The sequence below is a fragment of the Amycolatopsis sp. N2S4-7 genome, assembly GCF_058119595.1.
Window position 1 is genome coordinate 5384011 of record NZ_CP172299.1, and the last position, 25427, is coordinate 5409437.

Annotated in this window: 23 protein-coding genes and 1 pseudogene; 12 read left to right on the forward strand and 12 right to left on the reverse strand. The window is 69.9% G+C overall.

The window, feature by feature from the left end; translation table 11 throughout:
- Nucleotides 1-20: 20 nt before the first annotated feature.
- From deoC to ACH54P_RS25030, 4 genes are all read left to right on the forward strand, one after another.
- Complete coding sequence (deoC, locus tag ACH54P_RS25015) at nucleotides 21-995, forward strand: deoxyribose-phosphate aldolase (RefSeq protein WP_489905814.1); 975 nt, start codon at nucleotides 21-23, stop codon at nucleotides 993-995.
- Complete coding sequence (locus ACH54P_RS25020) at nucleotides 995-2428, forward strand: aldehyde dehydrogenase family protein (RefSeq protein WP_489905815.1); 1434 nt, start codon at nucleotides 995-997, stop codon at nucleotides 2426-2428. Before deoC ends, ACH54P_RS25020 begins: the two co-directional genes overlap by 1 nt.
- On the forward strand, nucleotides 2421-3287 hold the full coding sequence (locus ACH54P_RS25025) for an aldehyde dehydrogenase family protein (protein WP_489905816.1): 867 nt from the start codon (nucleotides 2421-2423) through the stop codon (nucleotides 3285-3287). Before ACH54P_RS25020 ends, ACH54P_RS25025 begins: the two co-directional genes overlap by 8 nt.
- 122 nt (nucleotides 3288-3409) lie before the next feature.
- Entirely contained in the window at nucleotides 3410-3985 is a 576-nt protein-coding gene (locus tag ACH54P_RS25030; RefSeq protein ID WP_489905817.1) for a hypothetical protein, read from the forward strand.
- Here the strand turns inward: ACH54P_RS25030 and ACH54P_RS25035 are convergent.
- Both ACH54P_RS25035 and ACH54P_RS25040 read right to left on the reverse strand, forming a co-directional pair.
- A complete protein-coding gene (locus ACH54P_RS25035) occupies nucleotides 3982-4644 on the reverse strand; it encodes a glycoside hydrolase family 12 protein (protein ID WP_489905818.1) in 663 nt (220 codons plus the stop codon). The two genes, ACH54P_RS25030 and ACH54P_RS25035, sit on opposite strands and share 4 nt — an antisense overlap.
- A gap of 276 nt (nucleotides 4645-4920) precedes the next feature.
- Nucleotides 4921-5559 carry a TetR/AcrR family transcriptional regulator gene (locus tag ACH54P_RS25040; RefSeq protein WP_489905819.1) on the reverse strand — a complete coding sequence of 213 codons (639 nt, stop codon included), beginning with the start codon at nucleotides 5557-5559 and terminating at the stop codon, nucleotides 4921-4923.
- A 179-nt stretch (nucleotides 5560-5738) separates the two neighbouring features.
- Between ACH54P_RS25040 and ACH54P_RS25045 the strand changes: the two genes are divergently transcribed.
- Genes ACH54P_RS25045 through ACH54P_RS25055 form a run of 3 tightly spaced genes read left to right on the forward strand, consistent with a single transcriptional unit; the run spans nucleotide 5739 to nucleotide 8404 of the window.
- Nucleotides 5739-6962 carry a cytochrome P450 gene (locus ACH54P_RS25045; protein WP_489905820.1) on the forward strand — a complete coding sequence of 408 codons (1224 nt, stop codon included), beginning with the start codon at nucleotides 5739-5741 and terminating at the stop codon, nucleotides 6960-6962.
- A 10-nt stretch (nucleotides 6963-6972) separates the two neighbouring features.
- A complete protein-coding gene (locus ACH54P_RS25050; protein ID WP_489905821.1) occupies nucleotides 6973-8172 on the forward strand; it encodes a cytochrome P450 in 1200 nt (399 codons plus the stop codon).
- Between the two features lie 37 nt (nucleotides 8173-8209).
- Nucleotides 8210-8404, forward strand: a complete 195-nt coding sequence (locus ACH54P_RS25055; protein WP_489905822.1) for a ferredoxin — start codon at nucleotides 8210-8212, stop codon at nucleotides 8402-8404.
- A 66-nt stretch (nucleotides 8405-8470) separates the two neighbouring features.
- Here ACH54P_RS25055 and ACH54P_RS25060 read toward each other — a convergent pair whose 3' ends face one another.
- The 5 genes from ACH54P_RS25060 to ACH54P_RS25080 are packed head-to-tail and all read right to left on the reverse strand — an operon-like array spanning nucleotide 8471 to nucleotide 13643.
- Entirely contained in the window at nucleotides 8471-9544 is a 1074-nt protein-coding gene (locus ACH54P_RS25060) for an ABC transporter ATP-binding protein (RefSeq protein WP_489905823.1), read from the reverse strand.
- Nucleotides 9545-9546: 2 nt separating this feature from the next.
- The gene (locus tag ACH54P_RS25065) at nucleotides 9547-10383 is read right to left on the reverse strand and encodes a carbohydrate ABC transporter permease (protein ID WP_489905824.1); all 837 of its coding nucleotides are present in this window, start codon (nucleotides 10381-10383) and stop codon (nucleotides 9547-9549) included.
- On the reverse strand, nucleotides 10380-11312 hold the full coding sequence (locus tag ACH54P_RS25070) for a carbohydrate ABC transporter permease (RefSeq protein WP_489905825.1): 933 nt from the start codon (nucleotides 11310-11312) through the stop codon (nucleotides 10380-10382). Before ACH54P_RS25070 ends, ACH54P_RS25065 begins: the two co-directional genes overlap by 4 nt.
- On the reverse strand, nucleotides 11312-12646 hold the full coding sequence (locus ACH54P_RS25075) for an ABC transporter substrate-binding protein (protein WP_489905826.1): 1335 nt from the start codon (nucleotides 12644-12646) through the stop codon (nucleotides 11312-11314). Before ACH54P_RS25075 ends, ACH54P_RS25070 begins: the two co-directional genes overlap by 1 nt.
- Nucleotides 12639-13643, reverse strand: coding sequence for a zinc-dependent alcohol dehydrogenase family protein (locus ACH54P_RS25080; RefSeq protein ID WP_489905827.1), 1005 nt, complete (start codon nucleotides 13641-13643; stop codon nucleotides 12639-12641). The genes ACH54P_RS25075 and ACH54P_RS25080 overlap by 8 nt, the downstream gene beginning before the upstream one ends.
- A 128-nt stretch (nucleotides 13644-13771) precedes the next feature.
- Here ACH54P_RS25080 and ACH54P_RS25085 point away from each other — a divergent pair, with 128 nt between their 5' ends.
- Together ACH54P_RS25085 and ACH54P_RS25090 are read left to right on the forward strand one after the other, a co-directional pair.
- A complete protein-coding gene (locus ACH54P_RS25085) occupies nucleotides 13772-14758 on the forward strand; it encodes a sugar-binding transcriptional regulator (protein ID WP_489905828.1) in 987 nt (328 codons plus the stop codon).
- Between the two features lie 196 nt (nucleotides 14759-14954).
- Nucleotides 14955-15659: a hypothetical protein gene (locus ACH54P_RS25090; protein ID WP_489905830.1), complete on the forward strand. Its 705-nt coding sequence runs from the start codon at nucleotides 14955-14957 to the stop codon at nucleotides 15657-15659.
- Here ACH54P_RS25090 and ACH54P_RS25095 read toward each other — a convergent pair.
- A complete protein-coding gene (locus ACH54P_RS25095; protein ID WP_489905831.1) occupies nucleotides 15547-15873 on the reverse strand; it encodes a winged helix-turn-helix transcriptional regulator in 327 nt (108 codons plus the stop codon). The two genes, ACH54P_RS25090 and ACH54P_RS25095, sit on opposite strands and share 113 nt — an antisense overlap.
- A gap of 59 nt (nucleotides 15874-15932) precedes the next feature.
- Here ACH54P_RS25095 and ACH54P_RS25100 point away from each other — a divergent pair.
- Nucleotides 15933-16529 (forward strand): annotated as a pseudogene (locus tag ACH54P_RS25100) (NADPH-dependent F420 reductase); the annotation flags it as partial.
- Between the two features lies 1 nt (nucleotide 16530).
- Here ACH54P_RS25100 and ACH54P_RS25105 read toward each other — a convergent pair.
- Nucleotides 16531-17571 (reverse strand): C45 family autoproteolytic acyltransferase/hydrolase, encoded by a 1041-nt coding sequence (locus tag ACH54P_RS25105; RefSeq protein ID WP_489905832.1) that lies wholly within the window; start codon nucleotides 17569-17571, stop codon nucleotides 16531-16533.
- Between the two features lie 38 nt (nucleotides 17572-17609).
- Nucleotides 17610-20114, reverse strand: coding sequence for a DEAD/DEAH box helicase (locus ACH54P_RS25110; protein ID WP_489905833.1), 2505 nt, complete (start codon nucleotides 20112-20114; stop codon nucleotides 17610-17612).
- Nucleotides 20115-20265: 151 nt separating this feature from the next.
- Between ACH54P_RS25110 and ACH54P_RS25115 the strand changes: the two genes are divergently transcribed.
- The gene (locus ACH54P_RS25115; protein WP_489905834.1) at nucleotides 20266-21534 is read left to right on the forward strand and encodes a primosomal protein; all 1269 of its coding nucleotides are present in this window, start codon (nucleotides 20266-20268) and stop codon (nucleotides 21532-21534) included.
- 60 nt (nucleotides 21535-21594) lie between these two features.
- On the opposite strand, the gene ACH54P_RS25120 is transcribed toward ACH54P_RS25115, so the two are convergent.
- Nucleotides 21595-22806, reverse strand: a complete 1212-nt coding sequence (locus tag ACH54P_RS25120; RefSeq protein WP_489905835.1) for an MFS transporter — start codon at nucleotides 22804-22806, stop codon at nucleotides 21595-21597.
- Between the two features lie 101 nt (nucleotides 22807-22907).
- Entirely contained in the window at nucleotides 22908-24002 is a 1095-nt protein-coding gene (locus ACH54P_RS25125; RefSeq protein ID WP_489905836.1) for an adenosine deaminase, read from the reverse strand.
- Between the two features lie 212 nt (nucleotides 24003-24214).
- Here ACH54P_RS25125 and ACH54P_RS25130 point away from each other — a divergent pair, with 212 nt between their 5' ends.
- Nucleotides 24215-25339, forward strand: a complete 1125-nt coding sequence (locus tag ACH54P_RS25130; RefSeq protein WP_489905837.1) for a PA containing protein — start codon at nucleotides 24215-24217, stop codon at nucleotides 25337-25339.
- Nucleotides 25340-25427 lie beyond the last annotated feature (88 nt).

The following is a 25427-nucleotide window of genomic DNA, read 5'->3' on the forward strand; positions in this document are numbered from 1 at the left end:
CGCCGCCTAGACTCAGGCCCATGACAGCCACGACCAGCACGTCAGCGGCGCCGGCCACCCCGGCACCGCTGGCGGACGCGACTCGCGACGACGCGAGCCTGCGCCGCTTCCTGCTCGGGCTGCCCGGTGTCGACCAGGTCGGCGTCGAGCAGCGCGCGGCGGGCCTCGGCACGCGCAGCATCAAGAAGGACGCCAAGCGGTGGGCCATCGACACCGCCATCTCCATGGTCGACCTGACCACGCTGGAGGGCGCCGACACCCACGGCAAGGTCCGGGCGCTCGCCGCGAAGGCGGTCCGCCCCGACCCCGAACGCCAGGACACCCCGCGCGTCGCCGCCGTCTGCGTGTACCCGGACATGGTCGCCACGGCCGTCGAAGCGCTCAAGGGCAGCGGCGTGCACGTCGCGAGCGTCGCGACCGGGTTCCCCGCCGGGCGCACTTCGCGGGAAATCAAGCTGGCCGACACCAAGATCGCCGTCGACGCGGGCGCGCACGAAGTCGACATGGTGATCGACCGCGGCGCGTTCCTCGAGGGCCGTTACATGGACGTCTTCGAGGAGATCCGGGCCATCAAGGCCGCGTGCGGCGACGCCCACCTGAAGGTCATCCTCGAAACCGGCGAGCTGGCGACGTACGACAACGTGCGGCGCGCGTCGTGGCTGGCGCTGCTCGCCGGCGGTGACTTCATCAAGACGTCCACCGGCAAGGTCTCCCCCGCCGCGACGCTGCCGGTCACCCACATCATGCTGCAGGCCGTCCACGACTGGCACGTCCAGACCGGCGAACTGCGCGGCGTCAAGCCCGCGGGCGGCATCCGGACCACGAAGGACGCGATCAAGTACCTGGTCGCGGTGCACGAGGTCGCCGGCGAGCCGTGGCTGACCCCGGACCTGTTCCGCTTCGGCGCGTCCAGCCTGCTCAACGACCTGCTGCTGCAGCGCCGCACCCAGGTGGACGGCCACTACAGCGGCCCCGACTACGTGACGGTGGACTGATGCCTGTTTTCGAGTACGCACCGGCGCCGGAGTCGCGCGCCATCGCGAACCTGAAGGACTCCTACAAGCCGTTCATCAACGGCGCGTTCGTCGACGGCTCGGGTGAGCCGCTCAAGACGATCAACCCGGCCACCGAAGAGGTCCTGGCCGAGGTCGGCACGGCGTCGAAGTCCGATGTGGACACCGCGGTCAAGGCCGCCCGCAAGGCTTACACCAGCGTGTGGTCGAAGATGCCGGGCACCGAGCGCGCGAAGTACCTCTTCCGCATCGCGCGGCTGATCCAGGAGCGCTCGCGCGAGCTGGCGGTGCTGGAGAGCCTCGACAACGGCAAGCCGATCAAGGAGTCGCGCGACTCCGACGTCCCGACGGCGGCGGCGCACTTCTTCTACCACGCCGGCTGGGCGGACAAGCTGGAGTACGCGGGGTACGGCGCCGATCCGCGCCCCCTGGGTGTCGCGGGGCAGATCATCCCGTGGAACTTCCCGCTGCTGATGCTGGCCTGGAAGATCGCGCCGGCGCTGGCCACGGGCAACACCGTGGTGCTGAAGCCGGCCGAGACGACCCCGCTGACCGCGCTGGTGTTCGCCGAGATCTGCCAGCAGGCCGAGCTGCCGCCGGGCGTCGTCAACATCCTGCCCGGCGCGGGTGACATCGGTGCGTCCATTGTGGAGCACGGGGACATCGACAAGATCGCCTTCACCGGGTCCACCGAGGTGGGCAAGGCGATCCAGCGCCAGGTCGCGGGCACGGCGAAGAAGCTGACGCTGGAGCTGGGCGGCAAGGCGGCGAACATCGTGTTCGAGGACGCGCCGCTGGACCAGGCGATCGAAGGCATCGTCAACGGCATCTTCTTCAACCAGGGCCACGTCTGCTGCGCGGGTTCGCGGCTGCTGGTGCAGGAGTCCATCGCCGAAGAGGTGCTGGAGAAGCTCCGCTACCGCGTCTCGACGCTGCGCGTCGGCGACCCGCTGGACAAGAACACCGACGTCGGCGCGATCAACTCGGCCGAGCAGCTGGCCAAGATCCGCGGGCTCGTCGAGTCCGGCGACGCCGAAGGCGCGCAGCGCTGGACCAGCCCGTGCCCGGTGCCGGACCGCGGGTTCTTCTTCGCCCCCACGGTGTTCGCGAACGTCCACCAGTCGATGCGGATCGCGCGCGAGGAGATCTTCGGCCCGGTGCTGTCGGTGCTGACCTTCCGCACGCCGGACGAGGCCGTGGCGAAAGCGAACAACACGCCGTACGGGCTTTCGGCCGGCATCTGGACCGAAAAGGGCTCCCGGATCCTGTGGATGGCGAACCAGCTGCGCGCCGGCGTCGTCTGGGCCAACACCTTCAACCGCTTCGACCCCACCGCCCCCTTCGGCGGCTACCAGGAATCCGGCTTCGGGCGCGAAGGCGGCCGCACCGGGCTGGAGGCGTACCTGAATGTCTGACCGGATTTCCGTCGCGAAGACGTACAAGCTGTACCTCGGCGGCAAGTTCCCGCGTTCGGAGTCCGGCCGGGTCTACCCGGTGACGGACGCGAAGGGCAAGTTCCTGGCGAACGCGGCGCACGCGTCCCGCAAGGACGTCCGCGACGCGGTGGTGGCGGCCCGCAAGGCGTTCCCCGGCTGGTCGGCCGCGACGGCGTACAACCGCGGCCAGGTGCTGTACCGGGTGGCCGAGGTGCTGGAAGGCCGGCGCGACCAGTTCGTCGCGGAGGTGTCGGCGTCCGAAGGCCTGGCGGCGAAGAAGGCCGAGACCCTGGTGGACGCGGCCATCGACCGCTGGGTCTGGTACGCGGGCTGGACGGACAAGATCGCCACGGTCCTCGGCGCGGCGAACCCGGTCGCGGGCCCGTACTTCTCGTTCACGGTCCCGGAACCGACGGGCGTGGTGGGCGTCCTGGCGCCGCAGCAGTCGTCGTTGCTCGGTCTGGTCAGCGTGCTGGCCCCGGTCCTGGCGACGGGCTCGACGGCGGTGGTGGTCTCGAGCGCCGAGCGTCCCCTCCCGGCGATCACGCTGTCGGAAGTCCTGGCGACCTCCGACCTCCCGGGCGGCGTGGCGAACATCCTGACGGGCCACGCGTCGGAGCTGGGCCCCTGGCTGGCCTCGCACGGCGACGTCAACGCCCTGGACCCGACGGGAGCCGCCCCGGCGGACCGCCCGGGCCTGGCCCGCGACGCGGCGAACACGGTGAAGAGGGTCCTGACGGTCCCGGAGGCCGAGCCGGACTGGACAACGGCTCCGGACATGACCCGGCTGCGCCGGTACCTGGAAGCGAAGACGGTCTGGCACCCCCTGGGCGTCTGACGTCGTGAGCGGAGGCCACCACCCGGTTCGCCGGGCGGTGGCCTCCTCTTGTCCCGGCCACGCTAAGCTGCCGAACGAGCACGGAGGGTGTTTTCGCGGCGCCGGGGAGGGTGCGTCAGCCGATGGTCGATTTCCCGATGGATCCGCGGGCCTGCGTCTGGCTCCCGCCCCGGCTCGCCGTCAAGCTGAAACGCACTCTGCCGCTCCTCGGGGGCGGCACCACCGTGGTCGCGCTGGCCATGTGCATTGCCGTCCCCGTCATGGGCTACAGCTTGCCGACCAGCCACGATGCCACCAACGGCATCTCCGTCATGCTCGGCATGTTCAGTGCCGTGCTCCTGCTCATGTCCGGCGTCGCGCTGCTGTTCGCCCCCACGTGGGTCGAGGTGGGCCACTACCCCGGCGGCACCGGGCACATCCTGCGGCTCCGCCCGGCCTCCATGTCCGTCGGCCCGCTCTGCGGCGGCTGCGTGTCGGTCGTCGTGCTCCCGCTCTTCTACCTCTTCTACGCAACGTCGCTGACCTGGTCCGACCCCGGTCCGGACAACCCCCACGGGTACACGCAGATCACCTTCGGGATCTTCGTCTACCTGCTGATGCCCCTGGTCGCCTTCGCGCTCGGTGTCGTCGACGCCGCTGTCGGGTGGCCGCTCCTGCGTCCCTCGCCGCGGACCCTCCACCGCTACAGCCGGCTCTAGCTCATCGTCACCGAGAAGTCCGTCAGCGTGAACCTCGCCTTGCCGCCGCCCGTGGAGCAGAACTCGATGCCGTAGCCGATCTGGTTGACCGTCGGGTTCGAGGGGATCAGGCCCTTGCCGATGGCCCACGCGATCATGGCCTTCAGGTCGACGCCGCCCGAGTACTGCGTTGCCCGCGAGACGAACGCGACGTACCCGTCGTCGTCCGCCCAGACGTCGTACGTCGAGCCCGCCGACGCGTACGTCGTCAGCTTGTCGCCCGACGGGACCTGCTTCAGGTTCTCCGTCCACACCATCAGCTCGGTGACGCCGTCGCCGTCGCCCACGCCGTTGAGCCACACGTCGTACGCCACGTCGTAGATGCCGACGCCCGGCCCGCGGCCCGCGAAGGTCGATTTGATCACCGAATAGTCGTCGAACGGTTTTCCGTTCAGGTTGTTGATGTCCTTGTGCACGTTCGGATAGGTTTTCACCGACGTCGACGAAGGCTGCGAAGAATCGACGTACCAGTTGTTGTACGCGCAGGCCCGCAATGTTTCCGGACCGGCTTCGTCGTTGTTCCACATGTTGTTGTGGACGTAGTAGCCGCCGGTCGACCAGCCGCCGTCGGGGGCGCTCGTGGTGAACTCCGGCGTCCGGCAGCTCCGCACCGGCGTCACCGGCGGCGGGCTCGGCGCAGGTCGAGGCGCACTTGCGGAGGTGGAGGGCGCGACCGGCGACACCGAAGTCGCCGAGGCCCCCGAAGTCGAAGGAGTCACCGAGGCCGCATCGGAAGGCACGGCCGCACCGGCGGTCGGCTCGTCACCGCGGCCGCACCCCGCGAGGCAGAGCACGGGAATCGTCAACCACGCAGCCAGCATTCTTCGTCGCATTTTCCCGCCCGCACCCGCAATTCCGGCAGAACGAGGCGGAACCCTAACACGGAAAAATGTGAATCAGGTGGGGTCGAGGTCCCGCGAAGTGATCGGACGGCCCGGCAGCTCACTGCCCGGCCGCGCGCTGAGCCCGTCGATCATGATCCCGACGCACCGGCGCGCCGCCAGCTCCGCCACGTCCGAGCTCTTCGCGCGCACCTGCCGCAGCAGCGTCGCGAGCAGGATCGCGATGTCGCCCGAGCCGACGTCCGCGCGGAGCTTGCCCTCGGCCTTGGCGCCGTCGACGAAGTCGTCGAGGACGGTCAGGATCTCGTCGCGGAGCCGGCGGACGTCCGGGTCGTTCTTCAGGATCGCCAGTGCCCGCGGCGACACCATCGCCAGCTGGACGCTCAGCTGCAGCGCCACCGACTGCCGCAGCAGGCGCTCCAGCGCCTGCCACGACGACGTCTCCTCGGCGGCGATCGTCCTGGCGTCGATCAGGACCCGCTCGAAGTTGTCCATCGCGACCGCGCGGACCAGCGCGTCCCGGTCCGGGAACCGCCGGTAGAGCGTGCCGACGCCGACGCCGGCCGCGCGGGCGATCTCCTCCATCGGCACCTCGGGACCGGAGACGGCGAAGATGCTTTTCGCGGCGGCCAGGATCTGGTCGCGGTTGCGCCGCGCGTCCGCCCGCAGGGTGGTCTCGGGGTCTGCCGTCATGCCGTTCGCCTCTCGCTGGATCGCGCGGCCTGATTCTCGCATGGCCAAGCGGCCACACACTGCTTCCGCGACCGGTCACCCGTTAGCTAGTGGACGACTTCCTTCCGCTTCGGTACCTTGGATCGTAGAACCGGAATGTAATCCTCCGCATACTTTCCGTCCGATTTAGGGGGCCCGAAATGACCGAAGTCGCCGAACCCGCCACGAAGGACGCTGTCTTCCCGCTCGAACGCACCTGTCCGTTCTCGCCGCCGCCCGCCTACAAGACGCTGCGCGAAGCAGGCCCGGTCCAGCGCGTCGAGATGCAGTCCGGCCAGGAGGCCTGGGCGCTGACGCGGCTCGAAGACGTCCGGCAGATGCTCACCGACCCGCGGTTCAGCTCCGACCGGTTCAACCCCGGTTTCCCGATCCTGACCAAGCAGGGCCGCCCGGTCCGGCGGAACAACTTCACCCCGTCGCTGATCAACATGGACCCGCCGCAGCACGGCGCGGCGCGGCGCGAGGTTGTCGGCGAGTTCACCGTCAAGCGGATGAAGGCCCTGCAGCCGCGGATCCAGCAGATCGTCGACGAGCACATCGACGCCGTCCTGGCCGGCCCGAAGCCCGCCGACCTGGTCACCGCGCTGAGCCTGCCGGTGCCGTCGTTGGTCATCTGCGAGCTGCTCGGTGTCCCGTACGCCGACCACGACTTCTTCCAGGTGCGCAGCTCGACGCTGCTCAACCGGGACGTCGACCAGGACACCCGGCTCAAGGCCGTCGACGAGCTGCAGGAGTACCTCGACCAGCTGGTCGGCACGAAGGAAGCCGACCCGACCGACGACCTGCTCGGCCGCCAGATCCTCAAGCAGCGCGAGGAGCACGGCGAAGTCGCCCACGACGAGCTCGTCTCGCTCGCCTTCCTGCTGCTCATCGCCGGGCACGAGACGACGGCGAACATGATCTCGCTGGGCACCGTCGCCCTGCTGGAGAACCCCGACCAGCTCGCGATCATCAAGAACGACCCCGGCAAGACGCTCGACGCCGTCGAGGAGCTGCTGCGGTACTTCACCATCGCGGAGTTCGCGACCTCGCGCGTCGCCACCGAGGACGTCGAGATCGCCGGGCAGCTGATCCGCGAAGGCGAGGGCGTGCTCGGGCTGAGCTACTCCGGCAACCGCGACGAAGCCGCGTTCGACGACGCCGACAAGCTCGACCTCGAGCGCGGCGCGCGCCACCACGTCGCGTTCGGCTTCGGCCCGCACCAGTGCCTCGGCCAGAACCTCGCCCGGATGGAGCTGCAGATCGTGTTCGACACGCTCTTCCGCCGCATCCCCGAGCTGAAGCTGGCCGCCCCGGTCGACCAGCTGCCGTTCAAGCACGACTCGTCGATCTTCGGGCTCTACTGCCTGCCCGTGACCTGGTGAAGGGGAAGCCATGACGACTGTCGAAGAGCGCCAGTTCCCGATGACCCGCACGTGCCCGTTCGCGCCGCCGCCGGCGTACGAGGAGATCCGCGAAGGAGATCCGGTCACGAAGGTGGGGCTGCCCGACGGCGGCTGGGCCTGGGTGGTCACCCGGCACGAGGACGTCCGGACCGTGCTGAGCGACCGGCGGTTCAGCGCCGACCGGCAGCACCCGGACTTCCCGCAGCTGGTCAAGGGCGGGTTCCGGCGGCAGGGCGACGAGCGCACCATGATCACCATGGACGCGCCCGAGCACGGGCCGGCCCGCAAGGCCGTGCTCGGCGAGTTCACCGTCCGCCGGATGGAGGCGCTGCGGCCGCGGATCCAGGAGATCGTCGACGGCCAGATCGATGCGCTGCTCGCCGGGCCGAAGCCGGGTGACCTGGTCGAGACGCTGTCGCTGCCGGTGCCGTCGCTGGTGATCTGCGAGATGCTCGGCGTGCCGTACGACCAGCACGACTTCTTCCAGACCCACACGGCGAAGCTGATCAAGCGCTCGACGACGCCGGAGGAGCGGCGGGCGGCGTTCGACACCATCCGCGGCTACATGGAAGACCTCATCGCGGAGAAGGAGGACAACCCGCCGGACGACCTGCTCGGCCGGCAGATCGTCAAGCTCCGCGAGGACGGCACCTACCGGCGGGCTTCGCTGGCCGCGACGGGCTTCCTGCTGCTCGTCGCCGGGCACGAGACGACGGCGAACATGATCTCGCTGTCCACCGTGGCGTTCCTGCAGAACCCGGAGCAGCTCGCGGCGATCAAGGCCGACCCGGGCAAGACGCTCGACGCGGTCGAGGAGATGCTGCGATACTGGACGATCGTCGACGCGGCCACGGCGCGCCTGTGCGTCGAGGACGTCGAGGTCGGCGGACAGCTGATCCGCGCCGGGGAAGGCGTGCTGGCGCTGGGTTACGCGGCCAACCGCGACCCGCGGGCGTTCGAGAACGCCGACGAACTGGACATCGAGCGCGGCGCGCGCCACCACGTCGCGTTCGGCTTCGGCCCGCACCAGTGCCTCGGCCAGAACCTCGCCCGGATGGAGCTGCAGATCGTGTTCGACACGCTCTTCCGCCGCATCCCGACGCTGGCGCTGGCCGCGGACGTGGACGACCTGCCGTTCAAGGACGACGCGAACATCTACGGCCTGTACCGGCTGCCGGTGACCTGGTAGAGATCGAACTGCCATCCCACCACAGGAGAGAAGAACCATGAAGATCATCGCGGACACCGGCAAGTGCGTCGGCGCCGGTCAGTGCGTGCTCACCGAGCCCGCGCTGTTCGACCAGAGCGAGGACGACGGCACGGTCATCGTGCTCGACGACCAGCCGCAGGGCGAGCTGGTGGAGAAGGCGCGCGAAGCGGTGCACGTCTGCCCCAGCCAGGCCCTCTCGCTCGAGGAGTGACGAGGGCGGCCACCTGCCTCGTGGGACGTGGGGGGTCCCAGGAGGCAGGTGGCCGCGGCTGGGGGTTCAGCCGAGCCGGAGCGTCGTCTCCGGGTGGAAGGCGTGGGTTTCGCCTTCGCCGCGCAGCGCCACCCGGACGTTGTCGCCCATGCGCGGTGGCGTCCGGCCGTCGACCCGGACCACGAAGCGGTCGTCGCCGACCTTGCCGTGCACGTACGCGTCCGCGCCGAGCTCCTCGACCAGCTCCACCACCAGCTCGAAGCCGCCATCGGACACCAGCTGCAGCGACTCCGGGCGCACGCCGAAGACCACCTCGCGGAGGTCGCCGGCGGCGGTGACCACCGAGCGCGGCAGCGGCAGCACGACGTCGCCGAGGCGGACGCCGCCCTCGGCCAGCGGGAGCGTCGCCAGGTTCATCGCCGGTGAGCCGATGAAGCCCGCCACGAACGAGTTCGTCGGGTTTTCGTACAGCTCCCGCGGCGACGCGCACTGCTGCAGCACCCCGTCGCGGAGCACCGCCACCCGGTCGCCCATCGTCATCGCCTCGACCTGGTCGTGCGTGACGTAGATGGTCGTCGTGCCCAGGCGCCGCTGCAGCTGCGCGATGTTGGCCCGGGTCTCCACCCGCAGCTTCGCGTCCAGGTTGGACAGTGGCTCGTCCATCAGGAACACGCTGGGCTCGCGCACGATCGCGCGGCCCATCGCGACGCGCTGGCGCTGCCCGCCGGACAACGCCTTGGGCTTGCGGTCGAGGAACTTCGTCAGGTCCAGCATCGCCGCGGCTTCGGCCACCTTCGCCGAGATGTCCTCTTTGGACAAGCCGCGCAGCTTCAGCGCGAAGCCCATGTTGTCGGCCACCGTCATGTGCGGGTACAGCGCGTAGGACTGGAACACCATCGCGATGTCCCGGTCCTTCGGCGGCAGCTGGCTGACGTCGCGGTCGCCGATGCGGATGACGCCCTCGTCGACGTCCTCCAGCCCGGCGAGCATCCGCAGCGCCGTCGACTTCCCCGACCCGGACGGGCCGACCAGCACCAGGAACTCGCCGTCCGGCACCGCGAGGTCGAGCCGATCGACCGCCTTGACCGCCTGCACGCCGGGGTAGATCCGCGACGCCTTTTCGTAAACGACAGCAGACATGGCTACTTCACCGCTCCCATGGACAGCCCCCGGACGAGGTGGTTCTGCGCGATCCAGCCGACGATCATCACCGGCAGCGACGCCAGCAGCGCGGCGGCCGACAGCTGGGCCCAGTACAGGCCTTCGCTGGTGATGAACCCGACGAGGAAGACCGGCACCGTGCCGGCCCGGGCCGCGGTCAGGTTGACCGCGTAGAAGAACTCGGTCCACGAGAAGATCACGCAGATCAGCGCGGTCGCGGCGATCCCGGGCGCGACCACCGGCATGATGATCTTGCGCAGCAGCGTCGGCAGGTTCGCGCCGTCGATCCGGCCCGCCTCGATCATCTCGTGCGGCACCTCGAGGAAGAACGACCGCATCATCCAGATGGCCAGCGGCAGGTTCATCGACGTGTACAGGATGACCAGCGCCCACACCGTGTCCAGCAGCTCGGTGTTCTGCGAGATGACGTACAGCGGGATGATCGCCGCCACGATCGGCAGCATCTTCGTCGAGAGGAAGAACCCGAGCGCGTTCGACGTACCCTTCACCGGCGCCAGCGACAGCGCATACGCCGCCGGGACGCCGAAGAGCAGCACCAGCAGGGTCGAGAGGATCGTGACGAACGCCGAGTTCGACAGGTACGGCAGGAACCCGCCGCTCAGGACGTTGCCGAGCTGCTCGAACGTCGGCGTGAAGAACAGCTTCGGCGGGTCGGTGTAGGCGTCCGCCTCCTGCTTGAACGCCGTGAGGATCATCCACAGCAGCGGGAAGACGAACAGGATGGCGATCACCCAGGTCGCGACGGTCAGCGAGCCCTTGCCGTACTGCCGCTTGCGGGGAGCGACGGTGGTGGTCATTTGATCCCTCCGCTCACGGAGAACGTGCGGAACATCAGGCGCAGCGCGAAGGTAGCGACGATCATCGTCAGGATGACCACGATCACGCCCATCGCCGACGACTGGCCGACGTCGAAGCCCTCGAACGCGCGCTGGTAGATGTAGTACGGCAGGTTGGTGCTCGCCGTGCCCGGCCCGCCCTGGGTCATCAGGAAGATCGCGTCGAAGCTGTTCACGATGTAGATCGCGCCCAGCAGCGTCGCCAGCTGCAGGAACCGGGACAGGTGCGGCAGGGTGATCGACGCGAACGTCCGCCACCGGCTCGCACCGTCCACAGAGGCCGCTTCGAGGACCTCCTTGGACTGGCTCTGCAGGCCGGCCAGGATGAGCAGCATCATGAACGGCGTCCACTGCCACACGACCTGCGCCATCACCGAGGCCAGCGGGAACTCCGAAAGCCAGTCGACGTCGGTGCCGAAGACGAAGTGCAGCAGCCCGTAGGTCGGGTCGAACATCGTCGTCTTCCACAGCAGCGCGCCGGCCGCGGGCAGGATGAGGAACGGCGTGATCAGCAGCGTCCGGACGACGCCGCGGCCGAGGAACTTCCGGTCCAGCAGGATCGCCAGGCCGAGGCCCAGCAGCAGGGCGACGAACACGCACACCACGGTGAGCACCACCGTGTTGAGCAGCGCCACCAGGAACGTCGTGTCGCTGAAGACGTCGACGTAGTTGTCCAGGCCGACGAAGTGCCGCGAGCCCGGCCGGACCAGGTTCCACGACTGGAACGAGTAGAACACGGTGAGCAGGAACGGCAGCTGCGTCACCGCGATGACGAAGATCAGCGCGGGCAGCAGCGGCAGCCGCCGCTTGGCCGCGGTGCTCAGGCCGCGTTTCTCCTCGACCTTCGCGTGGGTCTGGGACGTGGGGGTGTCTACGGAGAGCGTGGACATCACTGCACCGCCTTGTAGGAGTCGCCCACCGTCTGGGCGTAGTCCTGGGACTGCTTCAGGGCCTCTTCGACGGACTCGCGGCCGGCGATGGCCGCCGACAGCTGCTGGCTCACCCGGGTGCCCAGGTCCTGGAACTCGGGGATGCCGACGAACTGGATGCCGGGGTAGGGCACCGGGTTCGCCATCGCCTTCTGCTGGTTCGCGTCCGCGATGCCGTCCAGCGTCGGCTTCGCGTAGGCCTGCGCGGCCTTGGCGTAGTCGGGGATGTCGTACGTCGACTGGCGCACGCCCGGTGGGACGCGGTTCCAGCCGTAGGTCTGGCCGACCTTCTGGACGTACGCCTTGTCGGTCATCCAGGCCATGAACTTCCAGGCCGCGTCCTTGTCCTTCGCGACCTTGGGGATGCCGAGCGCCCAGGTGTAGAGCCAGCCGCTGGCCTGCGTCTTGACGACCGGGGCCGGCGCGTAGCCGGACTTGCCGACGATCTTGCTGCTCGACGGGTCCTCGTTGGTGCCCGCCATGACCGTCGCGTCGTACCACATCGCGGCGTTGCCCTGCGTGTAGCGCGTGCCGCACTCGGAGAACCCGGCGCTGGAGGCGCCGACCTCGCCGTGCTCGCGGATCAGGTTGACGTAGAAGTTCGCGGCCGCGGTGAACTCCGGCGACGTCAGCCTGGCGTTCCAGTCCTTGTCGAACCACTGCGCGCCGAACGTGTTGGCCACCGTGGTGAACGGCGCGAGGCTCTCGCCCCAGCCCGGCTTGCCGCGCAGGCAGATGCCGGCGACGCCGTTGGCCTTGTCGTCGAGCTTCGCGGCGTAATCGGCGATCTGCTGCCACGTCGGCTTGGCCGGCATGGTGATCCCGGCCTTGTCGAAGAGGTCCTTGCGGTAGGCGAGGAACGACGACTCGCCGTAGAACGGCACCGCGTACATCTGGTTCTGGTACGACAGGGACTGCTTGATGCTGGGGATGAAGTCACCCTCGTCGTAACCGGGGGTGGCCGCCATGTGCGGTTCGAGGTTCTCCAGCCAGCCGTTGGCCGCCCACTGCGGGGCCTCGTAGTTGCTGATCATGACGACGTCGAACTCGCCGCCCTCGGTGGCGGTCGACGCGGTGATCTTGGCGCGGGCCTGGTTCTCCGGCAGGGACACGAACTTCAGGTTGATGCCCGTGGCCTTTTCGAACTCCGGGGCGAGGGAGATCGCGTCCTTCATCTGCGGGTTGGACACGATCGCGATGACGAGCGTGCTGCCGCCGGTGCCGACCGATCCGGCTCCCGCACAGCCGGTGACCAGCAGGGATGCGGCGGCGAGCAGGGTGAAGAGCTTACGCACGGCCGCCTCCCGGAAGGACTTGCACCTTGAGGCCCGAGCCGCTGCGCATCTTGGCCAGCGCCTCGGGGTACTGCTCCAGCGGCAGCGTGTCCGTGAGCAGCGAATCCGTGTCGATCGCGCCGCTCGCGACGAGGTCGAGCGCGGCGCCGAAGCTGTGCAGCACGGCCATCGAGCCGACGACGGTGATCTCGTCGTTGTAGATGCGGAACGGCGAAAGCGCGACGCGGGCTTCGGCCGGGGCAACGCCGAAGACGAGCAGCCGGCCGCCGCGCCGGATCGAGTCGAAGGCCGCTTCGATGGCGGGGGCGGCACCGGTGCAGTCGACGGCGACGTCGAACTTCTCGCCGTTCAGGTCTTTCACATCGGCCGCGGTGGCGACGGCGCCGAGGTTTTTCGCGCGGGGCAGCCGGGCTTCGTTGCGGTCGACGACCGTGACCTGCGCGCCGGAGCGCTGCAGCAGCTGCTGCATGATCAGGCCCATGGTCCCGGCGCCGACGACGAGGAAGCGCTCGCCGGCTTCGACGCCGACGCGGCGCACGCCGTGCACCGCGCAGGAGACGGGCTCGACCAGCGCGCCCTGCTCCCAGGTCATCGAGCCGGGCATGCGGTAGCAGTTGGCCGAGGGGACGGCGACGAACTCGGCGAAGGCGCCGTCGACGGTGTCGCCGGTGGCGCCCCAGTTCGCGCAGAGGTTGCCGTGGCCGGCGCGGCACGGGCCGCAGTAGCCGCAGAACAGGGACGGGTCGACCGCGACGCGGTCGCCGATCTTCCACTCGCCCGGCACGTCCGCGCCGAGCTCGACGATCTCCCCGGCGAACTCGTGCCCGGGGACGATGGGATACGGCGTGGGCGGGAAGTGCCCGTCCGCGATGTGCAGGTCGGTCCCGCAGATCCCGCACGCTCCGACCTTGACGACGACCTGGCGTTCCCCGGGTTTCGGATCGGGCACCTCGCCGACCCTGATCTCACCGGGCCGGTCGACGATGGCGGCACGCATGCCTTGCCCCTTTCTCGCGCTCATATGAGCGGCGTTGACCTATGGCGTCGAGAACATGTGAAGGCATTAGAGGTCTGACGTCGGTATTACGTCAACCTTTCGGGGAGATTTCGCGCTATAGTGCTCAGATGAGCGCTTCACGCAAGGGTGCTTCGCTCTCGGAAGCGATGCTGCTCGCCACCGTCGCCCGGCGCTTCTACGTGCAGGGACGCTCCAAGCTGGAGATCGCCGACGAGTTCGGCGTCAGCCGGTTCAAAGTGGCGCGGATGCTCGACACCGCCCGGGAGTCCGGCCTGGTCAGGGTGGAGTTCTCGCTGCCGGCCCCGGTGGACCTGGCCCTGTCGGACGAGGTGCGCTCGGCGTACGGCCTGAAGCAGGCGCTGGTGCTCGAACGCTCAACCGAGCGCGAGCCGAAGGAGGTCGTCCGGGCGAAGATCGGGACTTTGGCAGCCCGGCTGCTGGAGGAGATCGCGACCCCGCAGGACGTCATCGGGCTGTCGTGGGCCCGGTCGGTGAACGCGATGACCGAGGCGATCCGGGCGCTGCCGCGGTGCCCGGTCGTCCAGCTCTGCGGGGTGCAGGCCGGGATGGACATGCGGGGGCGCTCGGTCGAGACGGTCAGCCGGGTGACCGCGGTGTCCGGCGGCGACGCCTACCCGATCTTCGGCCCGCTGGTGCTGCCCGACCGCCGCACGACCGAGACGCTCCGGCGTCAGCCCGGCATCGCGGAGACGTTCGGCCAGTTCCGGAACCTGACCAAGGCGGTGGTCAGCATCGGCGCGTGGCAGCCCGGGGAGTCGACGGTGTACGACGCCCTGGACGAGGCCGAGCGCGCGGCGATCGCGGCCCGCGGCGCGACGGCCGAGGTGGCGGCGCGGCTGTTCGACGCTTCGGGCAACGCTCTCTCCACCGGCTTGGCCCACCACGTCCTGGCGATCAGCCACGAGGAGCTGATGGCGGTGCCGGAGGTGATCGCCCTCGGCTACAGCAGGCCCAAGGCGGCGGCGGTGGACGCGGTCCTGCGGTCCGGCATGGTGTCGACGCTGATCACCGACGCCGCAGCCGCCGTCCCCCTGCTGACGCTGGCGGCGAAGAACCCCGTGATGCCCCGCTGATCACGCGAGATCCGCCGTCGATCACGCGAGTCCCGCTTCTGATCACGCGAGTTCCGGGTTGCGGCCCTACTCCCCCGGGCGTACGCCCGCCTCCGCGGCGTACTCCGGCAGGCGCAAACCCCGTCTCGGCGGGTCCGGGGCGAAACCCGGGTCGCGCCCGATGTGCCGGCGCGGCGGCTCGGCGAGCCTGGATCCCGTGACTACCAAGACTTCTCCCCGCTGGCGGCAGGCCGTCGTCTGGCTGCACGTCGTGTCGTCGGTCGCCTGGATGAGCCAGGCCCTCGGCCTGGTGGTGCTGATGACGCTCGCCGCGTCGGATCCCGGGCAGGCCGTCGCCGCGACGTCGATGGCGCAGCGGATCGACACCGTCCTGCTCGCGCCGATGGCCAACGCGGCGGCGTTCACCGGGCTGGTGCTGGCCGGCTCGACGGCGTGGGGCTACTTCCGGCACTGGTGGGTGCTGGCGAAGTTCGTGCTGACGTTCGCGCAGCTCTACGCCGGGATCTTCCTGCTTTCCGGCGCCCTGCACGACTCCGCGGCCGCGGCCCGCGCGGGCGCGGCGGACGTCGTCGCCTGGCCGCAGATCGCCGGGACGGCCCTGATGGCGAGCGTCCTCGCCTTCCAGGTGTGGCTTTCGGTGGCGAAGCCGTGGAAGCGGACTTCGTGGTCTCCGCCCGCGAAGCCGAGTACGGCGCCGACGTGGGTCTTCGCCGCCGGGGTCTTCACGCCGTTGGCCGACGTCACGATCAGCACGTTCTGGGGCCGCCCGCTCCCGGCGTTGTCGCTGGTCATGCTGGTCGTCCTGCTCGGGTTTGAGCAGCGACGACGTCGTCGCCGTGCTCGGCGGCCCAGCGACCGAAGCCCTCGATCGGCGCCAGCAGCGTCCCGCCCAACGGCGTGAGCGCGTACACGCCTTCGCGCCGCTCGAGGAGGCCGTCGGACTCCAGGCGCCGCACGGTTTCCGTGAGCACCTTCGCGCTGATCCCGCCGATGGTGCGCCGCAGCTCGCCGTGCCGGCGGGGCCCGTCGCGCAGCGCCCAGAGCACCACCGGGTTCCACGTGTTGGCGACCAGGTCGAACGCGAGCCGCGTCCGGCAGTCGGCGAGAAAGTCCATGGTTACCTTTCGGTTCCTGCCGGGGCTCCTACCGTCGTGCTGGTACCAGCCAAGCACAAGGAGGACGCATGCGGATCGGGATCTTCGGCACGGGCGCCATGGCGGAGGCGCTCGGCACACACTGGGCGCGCGCGGGCCACGAACTGGGGGTGGCCGGCCGCAACCCCGCCGCGCTCGCGAAGCGGCTCGGCGCGCGAAGCGGCACCTGGCGCGAAGTCGCCGCGGACGCCGAAGTCCTGGTCCTCGCCGTTCCCGCGGACGCCGTTTTCGAGCTGCTCGCCGCGGTCCCGGTCGCCGGGAAGGTGCTGGTGGACTGCACCAACCAGCCCGGCCCGACCGGCACCGAACCCCCGCCGGGAACCCCGGTGGCGACCCGGATCGCGGCCGCCGCCCCGGACGCGCACGTCGTCAAGGCGTTCAACCTGGCCTCGGCCGACGTCTGGCGCGAGCCACCCGGCACCCTCGCGGTCCCGCTCTGCGGTGACGACCCGGCGGCCCTCGACGCGGTCCGCACGCTGGTCCACGACGTCGGCTGCACGCCGGTGCTCGGCGGTGGTCTGGACCGGGCGCCCCTGCTGGAGGCGACGGCGGCGTTCGCCATCGGCCTGTGGTTCGCGGGCGAAGACGCCCAGGCGATCCTCGCGCCGGCCGGGTGAGTCAGACGGCGCCGACGTTCCCCGAGGCGAGGTCCGCCACCCGCGCCTGCAGCGGCGCGCCACCTCGGGGAACCAACGTCACCTCTCCCGAAGCCAGGTCCGTCACCAGCGTGCTCAACGTCATCAGCGGATCACCGCCGACGGCGTCCCGACGCACGTCGTGGGTCAACGCCGAAACCAGCCACTTCGCGTCCGGAGCGATCGGCGCCAGGTGCGCGCACACCTCCGCCCGGTCCAGGCTCTCCTCCGAGGCCACGTCCAGCTCCGGCGACAGCCGACGGAAGTGGTTGGTGTGCCAGGAAAGCCCACTGACCACAGTGGTCACCGCCGTGTCGTGACCTGCCTTCTCGACCACCGTCACGCCCGGCGAGCCGACCTGGCCCATCGTGTACGCGAACCCGCCCGCCGAAGGACGGGACCGCAGCACCGACACCGCCTCCGCCAGCCCGGACGCGCGCTGCGCCGTGCGCGCGACGAAGTGCCGTCCGGCGCACGGCGAGGGCGCGATAACGCCGACGCTGTCGATCCCCCACACCAGCCCGTGCGTGGTGAGCGTGAACGTGTTGGCCGGCAGGAACCCCGGGTACCACCAGACGCAGACGCCGGGCTCACCGTCGATCAGCAGCGTCAGGAGCCGCCCGAGGCCGTCGAACACCGGGGCGCCGTCCTCGTTGTGGCCGAGCAGCGACGACGCGCCCGCCCACGCCAGGTCCGTGCAGCCCGTCCCGTCGCCCGCGCCGAGGTCGCCGCGCAGGTTGGCCAGCAGCAGGTCGTCGAACGGCACGCCGGCCCCCGCCGCCAGCGCCGTCAGCTCGGCGTACGCGTCCGGGTGCTCGACCTGCGACGCCGATTCGATCGCCCGGAACAGCACTGGTGACCGGCGGGCCCGCGCGGTCACCGGCCAGCCGGCCAGTCCGGCGAGGACGGTCCGGATGTCGGCGGCGGCATACGCGCCGAGCTCCCGGAAAGCGGCTTCCCGCGGTCCGCGGACGATCGTCCAGCGCACGTCGCCGATCCGGTGCTCCACGACCGTCGCCACCATGTGATCACGATGACTGAGCAGTCAGGAAAAGGCAACGGCTAGTGCGCGCCGACCTCGGTCACCCGCACCACGGCCAGCCCGGCCTCGTCGGACGCGGCCAGGTCGACCTCCGCGCTGATGCCCCAGTCGTGGTCGCCCGCCGGGTCGTCGAAGATCTGCCGCACCTTCCAGACGTCCGGCAGCTGCTCGATCATGATCAGCGCCGGGCCGCGCGCGTCCGGGCCGGTGCCGAGCGCGCCGTACTCCTCGAAGTAGTCCTCGATGGCGTCTTCCCACGCTTCGGCGTCCCAGCCGGACGCCGCGTCGAGCTCGCCCAGCACGTTCCACGCCCGCCTCGCGAACAGCTCGACCCGGCGGAACAGCTCGTTGCGCACCAGGACGCGGAACGCGCGCTCGTTGCGGGTGACCGCGGGCGGCAGCTCCGGCGGCCGGTGCGACACCGGCCCTTCTTCCGAAGGGTGGCGCAGCGCCTCCCACTCGTCCAACAGACTCGAGTCGACCTGCCGGACGAGCTCGCCCAGCCACTCGATGAGGTCCTGCAGCGCCTCGGTCTTCGCCTCGTCCGGCACCGTGTGGCGCAGCGCGTCGTAGGTGTCCGCGAGGTACCGCAGCACCAGACCTTCGGACCGGGCGAGCTGGTAGAAGCCGATGTACTCGACGAAGTTCATCGCGCGCTCGTACATGTCGCGCACGACCGACTTCGGCGACAGCTCGTAGTCGGCGACCCACGGGTGGCCCTGCCGGTAGCTGTGGAACGCGGCCTGCAGCAGCTCCTCGAGGGGCTTCGGGTAGCTGATGTTCTCGAGCAGTTCCATCCGCTCGTCGTACTCGATGCCCTCGGCCTTCATCGCCTGCACGGCCTCGCCGCGCGCCTTGAACTGCTGCTGCGACAGCACCGGCCGCGGGTTGTCCACAGTGGATTCCACGATGGACACGACGTCGAGCGGGTAGGACGGCGAGTCGACGTCGAGCAGCTCGATCGCGGCCAGCGCGAACGGCGAAAGCGGCTGGTTGAGCGCGAAGTCGAACTGCAGGTCGACGGTGAGCCGGACGATCCGGCCCTGCTCGTCCGGCTCGGGCAGCCGTTCGACGACACCGGCGGCGAGCAGCGCGCGGTAGATCGCGATGGCGCGCAGGATGAGCTTCCGCTGCGACGGCCGGTCCTCGTGGTTGTCCTCGAGGAGGTGCCGCATCGAGTCGAAGGCGTTGCCCGGCCGCGAGATGACGTTGAGCAGCATCGAGTGCGTCACCTTGAAGCTGGACGTCAGGGGCTCGGGGTCGGCCGCGATGAGCCGGTCGAACGTGCTCTCGGTCCAGTTGACGAAGCCCTCCGGCGCCTTCTTCCGGACGATCTTCTTTTTCTTCTTCGGGTTGTCGCCCGCCTTCTCGAGGGCCTTGGCGTTCTCGACGACGTGGTCGGGCGCCTGGACGACGACGTAGCCGTCGGTGTCGTAGCCCGCGCGCCCGGCGCGGCCGGCGATCTGGTGGAACTCGCGCGCCTTGAGGTGCCGCTGGCGGACGCCGTCGTACTTGGTGAGCGCGGAGAACACCACGGTCCGGATCGGCACGTTGATGCCGACGCCGAGCGTGTCGGTCCCGCAGATCACCTTGAGCAGCCCGGACTGGGCCAAGGTCTCGACCAGCCGGCGGTACTTCGGCAGCATGCCGGCGTGGTGCACGCCGATGCCGTGGCGGACCAGCCGCGAGAGCGTCTTGCCGAACCCGGCGGAGAACCGGAAGTCGCCGAGCAGCTCGGCGATGGCCTCCTTCTCGGCCTTCGTCGTGACGTTGATGCTCATCAGCGTCTGCGCCCGCTCGATCGCCGCGGCCTGCGAGAAGTGCACGACGTAGACCGGCGCCTGGCCGCCGTTGAGCAGCTCGGACATCGTCTCGTGCAGCGGGGTGAGCGCGTACCGGAAGGTCAGCGGCACCGGGCGCTGCGCCGACGTGACGACGGCGGTCGGCTTGCCGGTGCGGCGGGTGAGGTCCTTCTCGAAGAAGGACACGTCGCCCAGGGTCGCCGACATCAGGACGAACTGGGCTCCCGACAGCTCGAGGATCGGCACCTGCCACGCCCAGCCGCGGTCGGGCTCGGAGTAGAAGTGGAACTCGTCGGCCACGACCTGCCCCACGGGGGCCTCGGCACCGAACCGCAACGCGATGTTCGCCAGGATTTCGGCCGTGCAGCAGATGATCGGGGCATCCGGGTTGACGCTGGAGTCGCCGGTCATCATCCCGACGTTGTCGGCGCCGAAGATCTCGATGAGCTGGAAGAACTTCTCCGACACCAGCGCCTTGATGGGCGCGGTGTAGTAGCTGCGGCGGCCCTGGGCGAGCGCGGTGAAGTGCGCGCCGACGGCGACGAGGCTCTTCCCGGAGCCGGTGGGCGTGGAGAGGATGACGTTCGATCCGGAGACGACCTCCATCACCGCCTCCTCCTGCGCCGGGTACAGCTCGATGCCCCGTTCGGCCGTCCAGGTCGTGAAGGCTTCGAAGAGGGCGTCGGGGTCGGGATCCGCAGGCAGGAGGTCTGTGAGAGTCATCAGGCGTCCATCGTGCCATCCGCTCGTCGCAAAGTCGGCAGGGGCGATCGCATCGCGAGTGCGAAACCCGTAGGCTTCGCGGTACCGCGCACCGACCGGAGCATACTTCCGGTCTCGCGCGCACACGGGCGGTAATCCGGAGGGCTTAGGAATGGCACAGGACATCATCCCGATCGAACTCGGGCTGCCGCAGGGCGACGTCGTCACCCTGTGGGCCCCGCGCTGGCGGGAAGACGGCGAGGAGTGGGAAGCGTTCCTCGGCGACGAGGACGACCTGTACGCCTTCCCCGACGCCGCTCACCTGGCCGCTTTCGTCCGCACGTCCGAGCGGCACGACCTGCTCGACCACCCGGCCTGGGACGCCGTGCCGTCGCTGAACGTGCCCGAGCTGATCCCGGACGAGGACCACACCTACGACCTCGTCGGCGTCCCGGAGCTCGTCGCCGAGGAGCCGGACGTCTGGCACATCGCGGAGCTGGCCGAGATCATCGGCATCGTGCGCTCGCTCGCCGACGTCTGCGACCTCGAAGAGGTCCACGAGATCCTCGACTCGACCGAGGGCTTCTCGCTGCTCGACCAGGGCACGCTCCCGTTCACCGGCGGCGTCGGCGTCCAGGTGTGGAACGACCTGTCCGAGACGGTGTCGCAGAAGTGGGACACCGTGCTCGACGCGATCGACGGCCTGGTGACGGTGCCGGACGTCGACGAGAAGGTCCTGGAGCAGACCGCCGAGGAGCTGGCGGCGTTCCACGAGGAGTCCGCGGAGGCCGAGGCCGGCGCCGAGGGCGAAGAGGACCTCGAGGCGCTGGACTCCGCTTCGGCCGACGACGACGAGGACGACGCCGACGAGGACGAAGGCCCGGTCGGCTTCTGGGCCGAGGTCGGCATCGACCCGATCAAGATCATCACGTCCGGCGCGGAGTACTACACGCTGCGCTGCTACCTCGACGACGCGCCGGTGTTCCTCGGCAGCGAGGGCGAGATCGACGTGTTCACGTCGGAGAAGGCCCTGGCACGGGCGCTCGCCGACGGCAAGGACCTGGCCGACACCGACCTCGCCGAGGTGTCCACGTGGGACGAGGTCCTGGCGAAGGCGACCGCGGGCGAGCTCGAGATCGAGATCGACCCGGAGAACACGTACGTCCTGACGGGCCTCGACGCGGACATCGCGGAGGGCCCGGAGGCGATCGACCCGACGCAGCTGGAGCTGGCGGTCGAGCTGATCACGGACGCGGCGGACTGGGCGGGCGACGACACGGCCGAGACGGCGCTGGCGGGCAACGAGAGCCTGGGCTGGCTGGTGTCGTTCGTGCTCCGCCCCGACCCGACGCGCCTGGAGCCGTCGGCCCCGTTCGACGCCGAACAGGGCGCTTGGCGGAAGCTCGTGGAGACGTTCGAGAACCGCCTGACGGTGGCTTGAGTTTTTGGTTTGCCGAAGGCCGCTTCCCCGCGAGTCGGGGAGGCGGCCTTCGTCGTGTCGTCAGTCCTCCGACGCGCGTTCCGCCCGGACCGGGACCACCAGCACCGCCAGGGCGGGGAACACCGCCGCCACGCAGAAGGCCAGCGCGTACCTGCTGTCGCCGATCACCAGGCCCAGCAGGGGCGGGGTCAGGGAGGCCGCGATGTTCTGGCCCGTGTTCTGCGTGCCCATCGCGCGGCCCGACCACGCCAGGCCCGCCAGCTCGGCCGACGCCGTGAAGCCCAGGCCGTTGTCGGCCACCGTGATGATTCCCGCCAGCGCCAGCGCCAGCAGCACCAGCCAGAGCCAAGAGACGTCGCCGAGGGCCACCAGCAGCATGACCAGGCAACTCAGGACCGCCAGCTGACGCATCGGGCGCAGGCGGCTGCCGACGCGGTCGGACCACCAGCCCGAACCCAGCCGCCCGAACGCGCCCAGCACCTGGACCACCGCCAGGTACCAGCCCGCCGACAGCGCGCTCCAGTGCTGCACCGCCACCAGGTACACCGGCGCGAACGCCGACACCGCGAACTGCGGCACCACCAGCAGCGCACTCGCGCCGTGCACCCGCCACAGCGTCGCGTGCCGGTACGGCGAAGGCGGCTTGACCGCAGAAGCCGACCTGGGCGGCCGGGGCGGGTCCGTGACGAGCCACGCCACCAGCAGCGCGACGGCGATCGCCAGCCCGGCCGGCAGCAGGATGGCCGCGCGGAAGCCGAAGTGCGCGGCCAGCGGCGGCAACCCCAGCGCCGCGACGCCGACGCCGAGTGGCTGGGCCGTCTGGCGGATCCCCATCGCGACGCCGCGCTCCGACTTCGCGAACCAGCCCATCACCACGCGGCCGCTCGCCGCGTTCACCGAAGCCGTGCACGCACCGGCCGCCAAGAACACCCCAAAGAGGAGCCCGATCGGGTGAGTTCCTACCCCGGCGTACACCAGGAGTAACCCCGAGACGCCCAGCCCGAGGGCCATGATGAGGCGCTCTCCGTAACGGTCCGCAGCCGCGCCCCACACGATCAGGGTGAACAGGAGCCCGATGCTCGGCGCCGCGACGACCGTCCCGGCTTCGGCCAGCGTCAGCCCCTCCGCCTCCCGCATGGCCGGGACCAGGAACGGGATGCCGTAGAGGAAGGAACAGCTCGCGGTCTGCGCGGCGAGGCCGAGCGCGAGGATGAGCCACCGTCGTGAGCTCGCCTGGAACTGCTCGACCGACCCGTCCGCGACCTGCGCCATCTTCCTCACCGTCTCAAATCATGAGAAGAAGTTCCTACATCGTGAACAATAGTTGGCATGGCTAAGGACCGCAAGCGAGTTGCGGTCCTCAGCGGGGCAGGTCAGGCCAGCGCGGCGTACCCGGGCTTGATGACGTCGTCGATCAGCGCGAGCCGGGCGTCGAAATCGATGAAGGCGGATTTCATCGCGTTGATGGTGAACCAGCGGAAGTCGTCGAGGCCATAGCCGAAGGTCTCGTGCAGCGCGGCGAATTCGCTGGTCATCGTGCATCCGCTCATCAGCCGGTTGTCCGTGTTCACGGTCACCCGGAAGCGCAGCTTGGCGAGCAGGCCGATCGGGTGCTCGGCGATCGAGCGCGCCGCGCCTGTTTGGACGTTCGACGTCGGGCAGATCTCCAGGGGGATGCGGCGGTCGCGGACGTACGCGGCCAACCGTCCAAGGTGGACCGTGCCGTCCGCGTCGGTCTTGATGTCCTCGACGATGCGCACGCCGTGGCCGAGCCGCTCGGCGCCGCAGTGCTGAATCGCCTCCCAAATGGACGGCAAACCGAACGCTTCGCCGGCGTGAATGGTGAAATGCGCATTGTTCTGCCGCAAATACTCGAACGCGTCGAGATTGCGGGTCGGCGGGAATCCGTCCTCCGGTCCGGCGATGTCGAACCCGGCGACGCCGACGTCGCGGTAGCGGACGGCCAGGTTCGCGATCTCGAGGGCGCGGGCGTGCTGGCGCATCGCGCAGAGCAACGTCGCGACGCGGATCCTGCCGCCGTTCGCGGCCACTCGCCGTGTGCCCTCCGTGAACCCCGCCTGGACAGCCTCGACCACCGCATCGAGTGACAGACCGCGTTCGACGAACAACTCCGGTGCGTAGCGCACCTCGGCGTAGACGACGCCGTCGGCGGCCAGGTCCTCCACCGCCTCCGCGGCGACCCTGACCAGCGCTTCCTCCGTCTGCATCACCCCGCAGGTGTGGGCGAAGGTCTCGAGGTAGGAAACGAGCGAGCCGGAGTCGGCCGCCCGGCGGAACCAGGTGCCCAGCTCGGCCGGGTCGGTGGTGGGCAACCCGGCATAGCCGGTGGCTTCGGCGAGCTCGGCGACGGTCGCCGGGCGGAGGCCGCCGTCGAGGTGGTCGTGCAGCAGGACCTTGGGCGCGCGGCGGAGTGTCCCGCCGGTCAGAACAGGGCTTTCGTCAGGCATCCCCCAACGGTAACCTCGGTGTCATTCCCCTACATGGCCGTAACTCTCAGGCTCGGGCTAACCCTCAGCGTTGAGGATCACGTCCCGAATCGGCCATCCGGGGGCGGCCTCCGCAATACGTACTTCACGGGGGCCATACGCACAGCAATTTCGCAATCGATAAGCTTCGTGGCACGTCCCTCCATTTCCCCGCCGACGAAGGACACACAGCAGTGACCACTGACAACCACATTGCCGCCCCGTCCTTCGACCGGATGCGCAACATGCTGGTGCGCGCGGCCGAAGTGCGTGAGAGCGAGCAGCAGCAGATCTTCGACGCGCTCGACGACATCTACGCCCGCCTCGCGCCGGTGGACTCGCTGGGCGCGGTCCGCAAGCGGCTGTCCGAGATGCCCGACCGCACCGAGGTCAGCGTCCTGGCCGAGCGCCTCGACGAGACGATGTCCCGCCTCGAGGCCCAGGACAACGCGATCGCCGCGCTGACCCGCGCCGTCGAGAGCATCGTCGACAAGCTGGCCAAGCCGTTCGCGCAGCTCGACGGCCGTCTCGACGGCGTCGCCGCGCGCTTCGAGGGCGTCGCCGGGCGGATGGACGGGCTCGAGGACAAGCTCCAGAACATCCACCGCCGGATCGACGAGCTGGGCGGGCACCTCGACAAGCAGGACGCGAAGATCGAGGCGCTGCCGCAGTCGGTCAACGGCCCGGTCCGCGAGCGGATCGAGCAGGCCGAGTCGGCGCTGCGCGACCGCGTCGACCACGCCGACCACGAGCTGCGGAACAAGGTCGACGAGCTGAGCCGCGTCACCCAGGAGCGGGTCGGCGAACTGGGCCGCACGACGCACGAGCGGATCGACGCGAACACCGAGGCGCTCAAGGTCGCGCTGACCGAGACCGGCGAGATGATCGACGCTTCGGACCGGCTGGAGAACCTGGGCAACCGGCTCGAAACGGTCACCACCCGCCTGGACGACCTGGCCGGCCGCCTCGACAAGGTGGAGGACGGCTTCCTGTCGGGCATCGGCGACCTCGACGGCGCGCTCAAGAGCGGGCTGGCCAAGGTCGAGGGCACGCTGTCGAAGCAGCCGGACACCGACTCGGTGGACACCCTGGTCCGCAAGAGCAACGACGAGAGCGTCCGCCGCATCGGCGGCCAGCTCGACGAGGCGATGGCGACGTTCGCGGAGCTGATGCTCGGCGGCGGCCCGGCGGTCCAGCAGATCTCCCCGCCCCCGCCGGCCCCGCGCCAGCCGCGTCGCAGCTCCCGCAACGGCCGCGCGCCGAAGCCGGCCGACGCCAAGGCCAAGACGGGCGAGGGCTCGGAAGAAGCCACGGAGTAAGCAAGCACGCTGACGAGGCCCCCGCCGGAGAACCGGCGGGGGCCTCGTCGTATCCGGGGCGCAGCAGCCCGAGGGACCTTTGAAGATC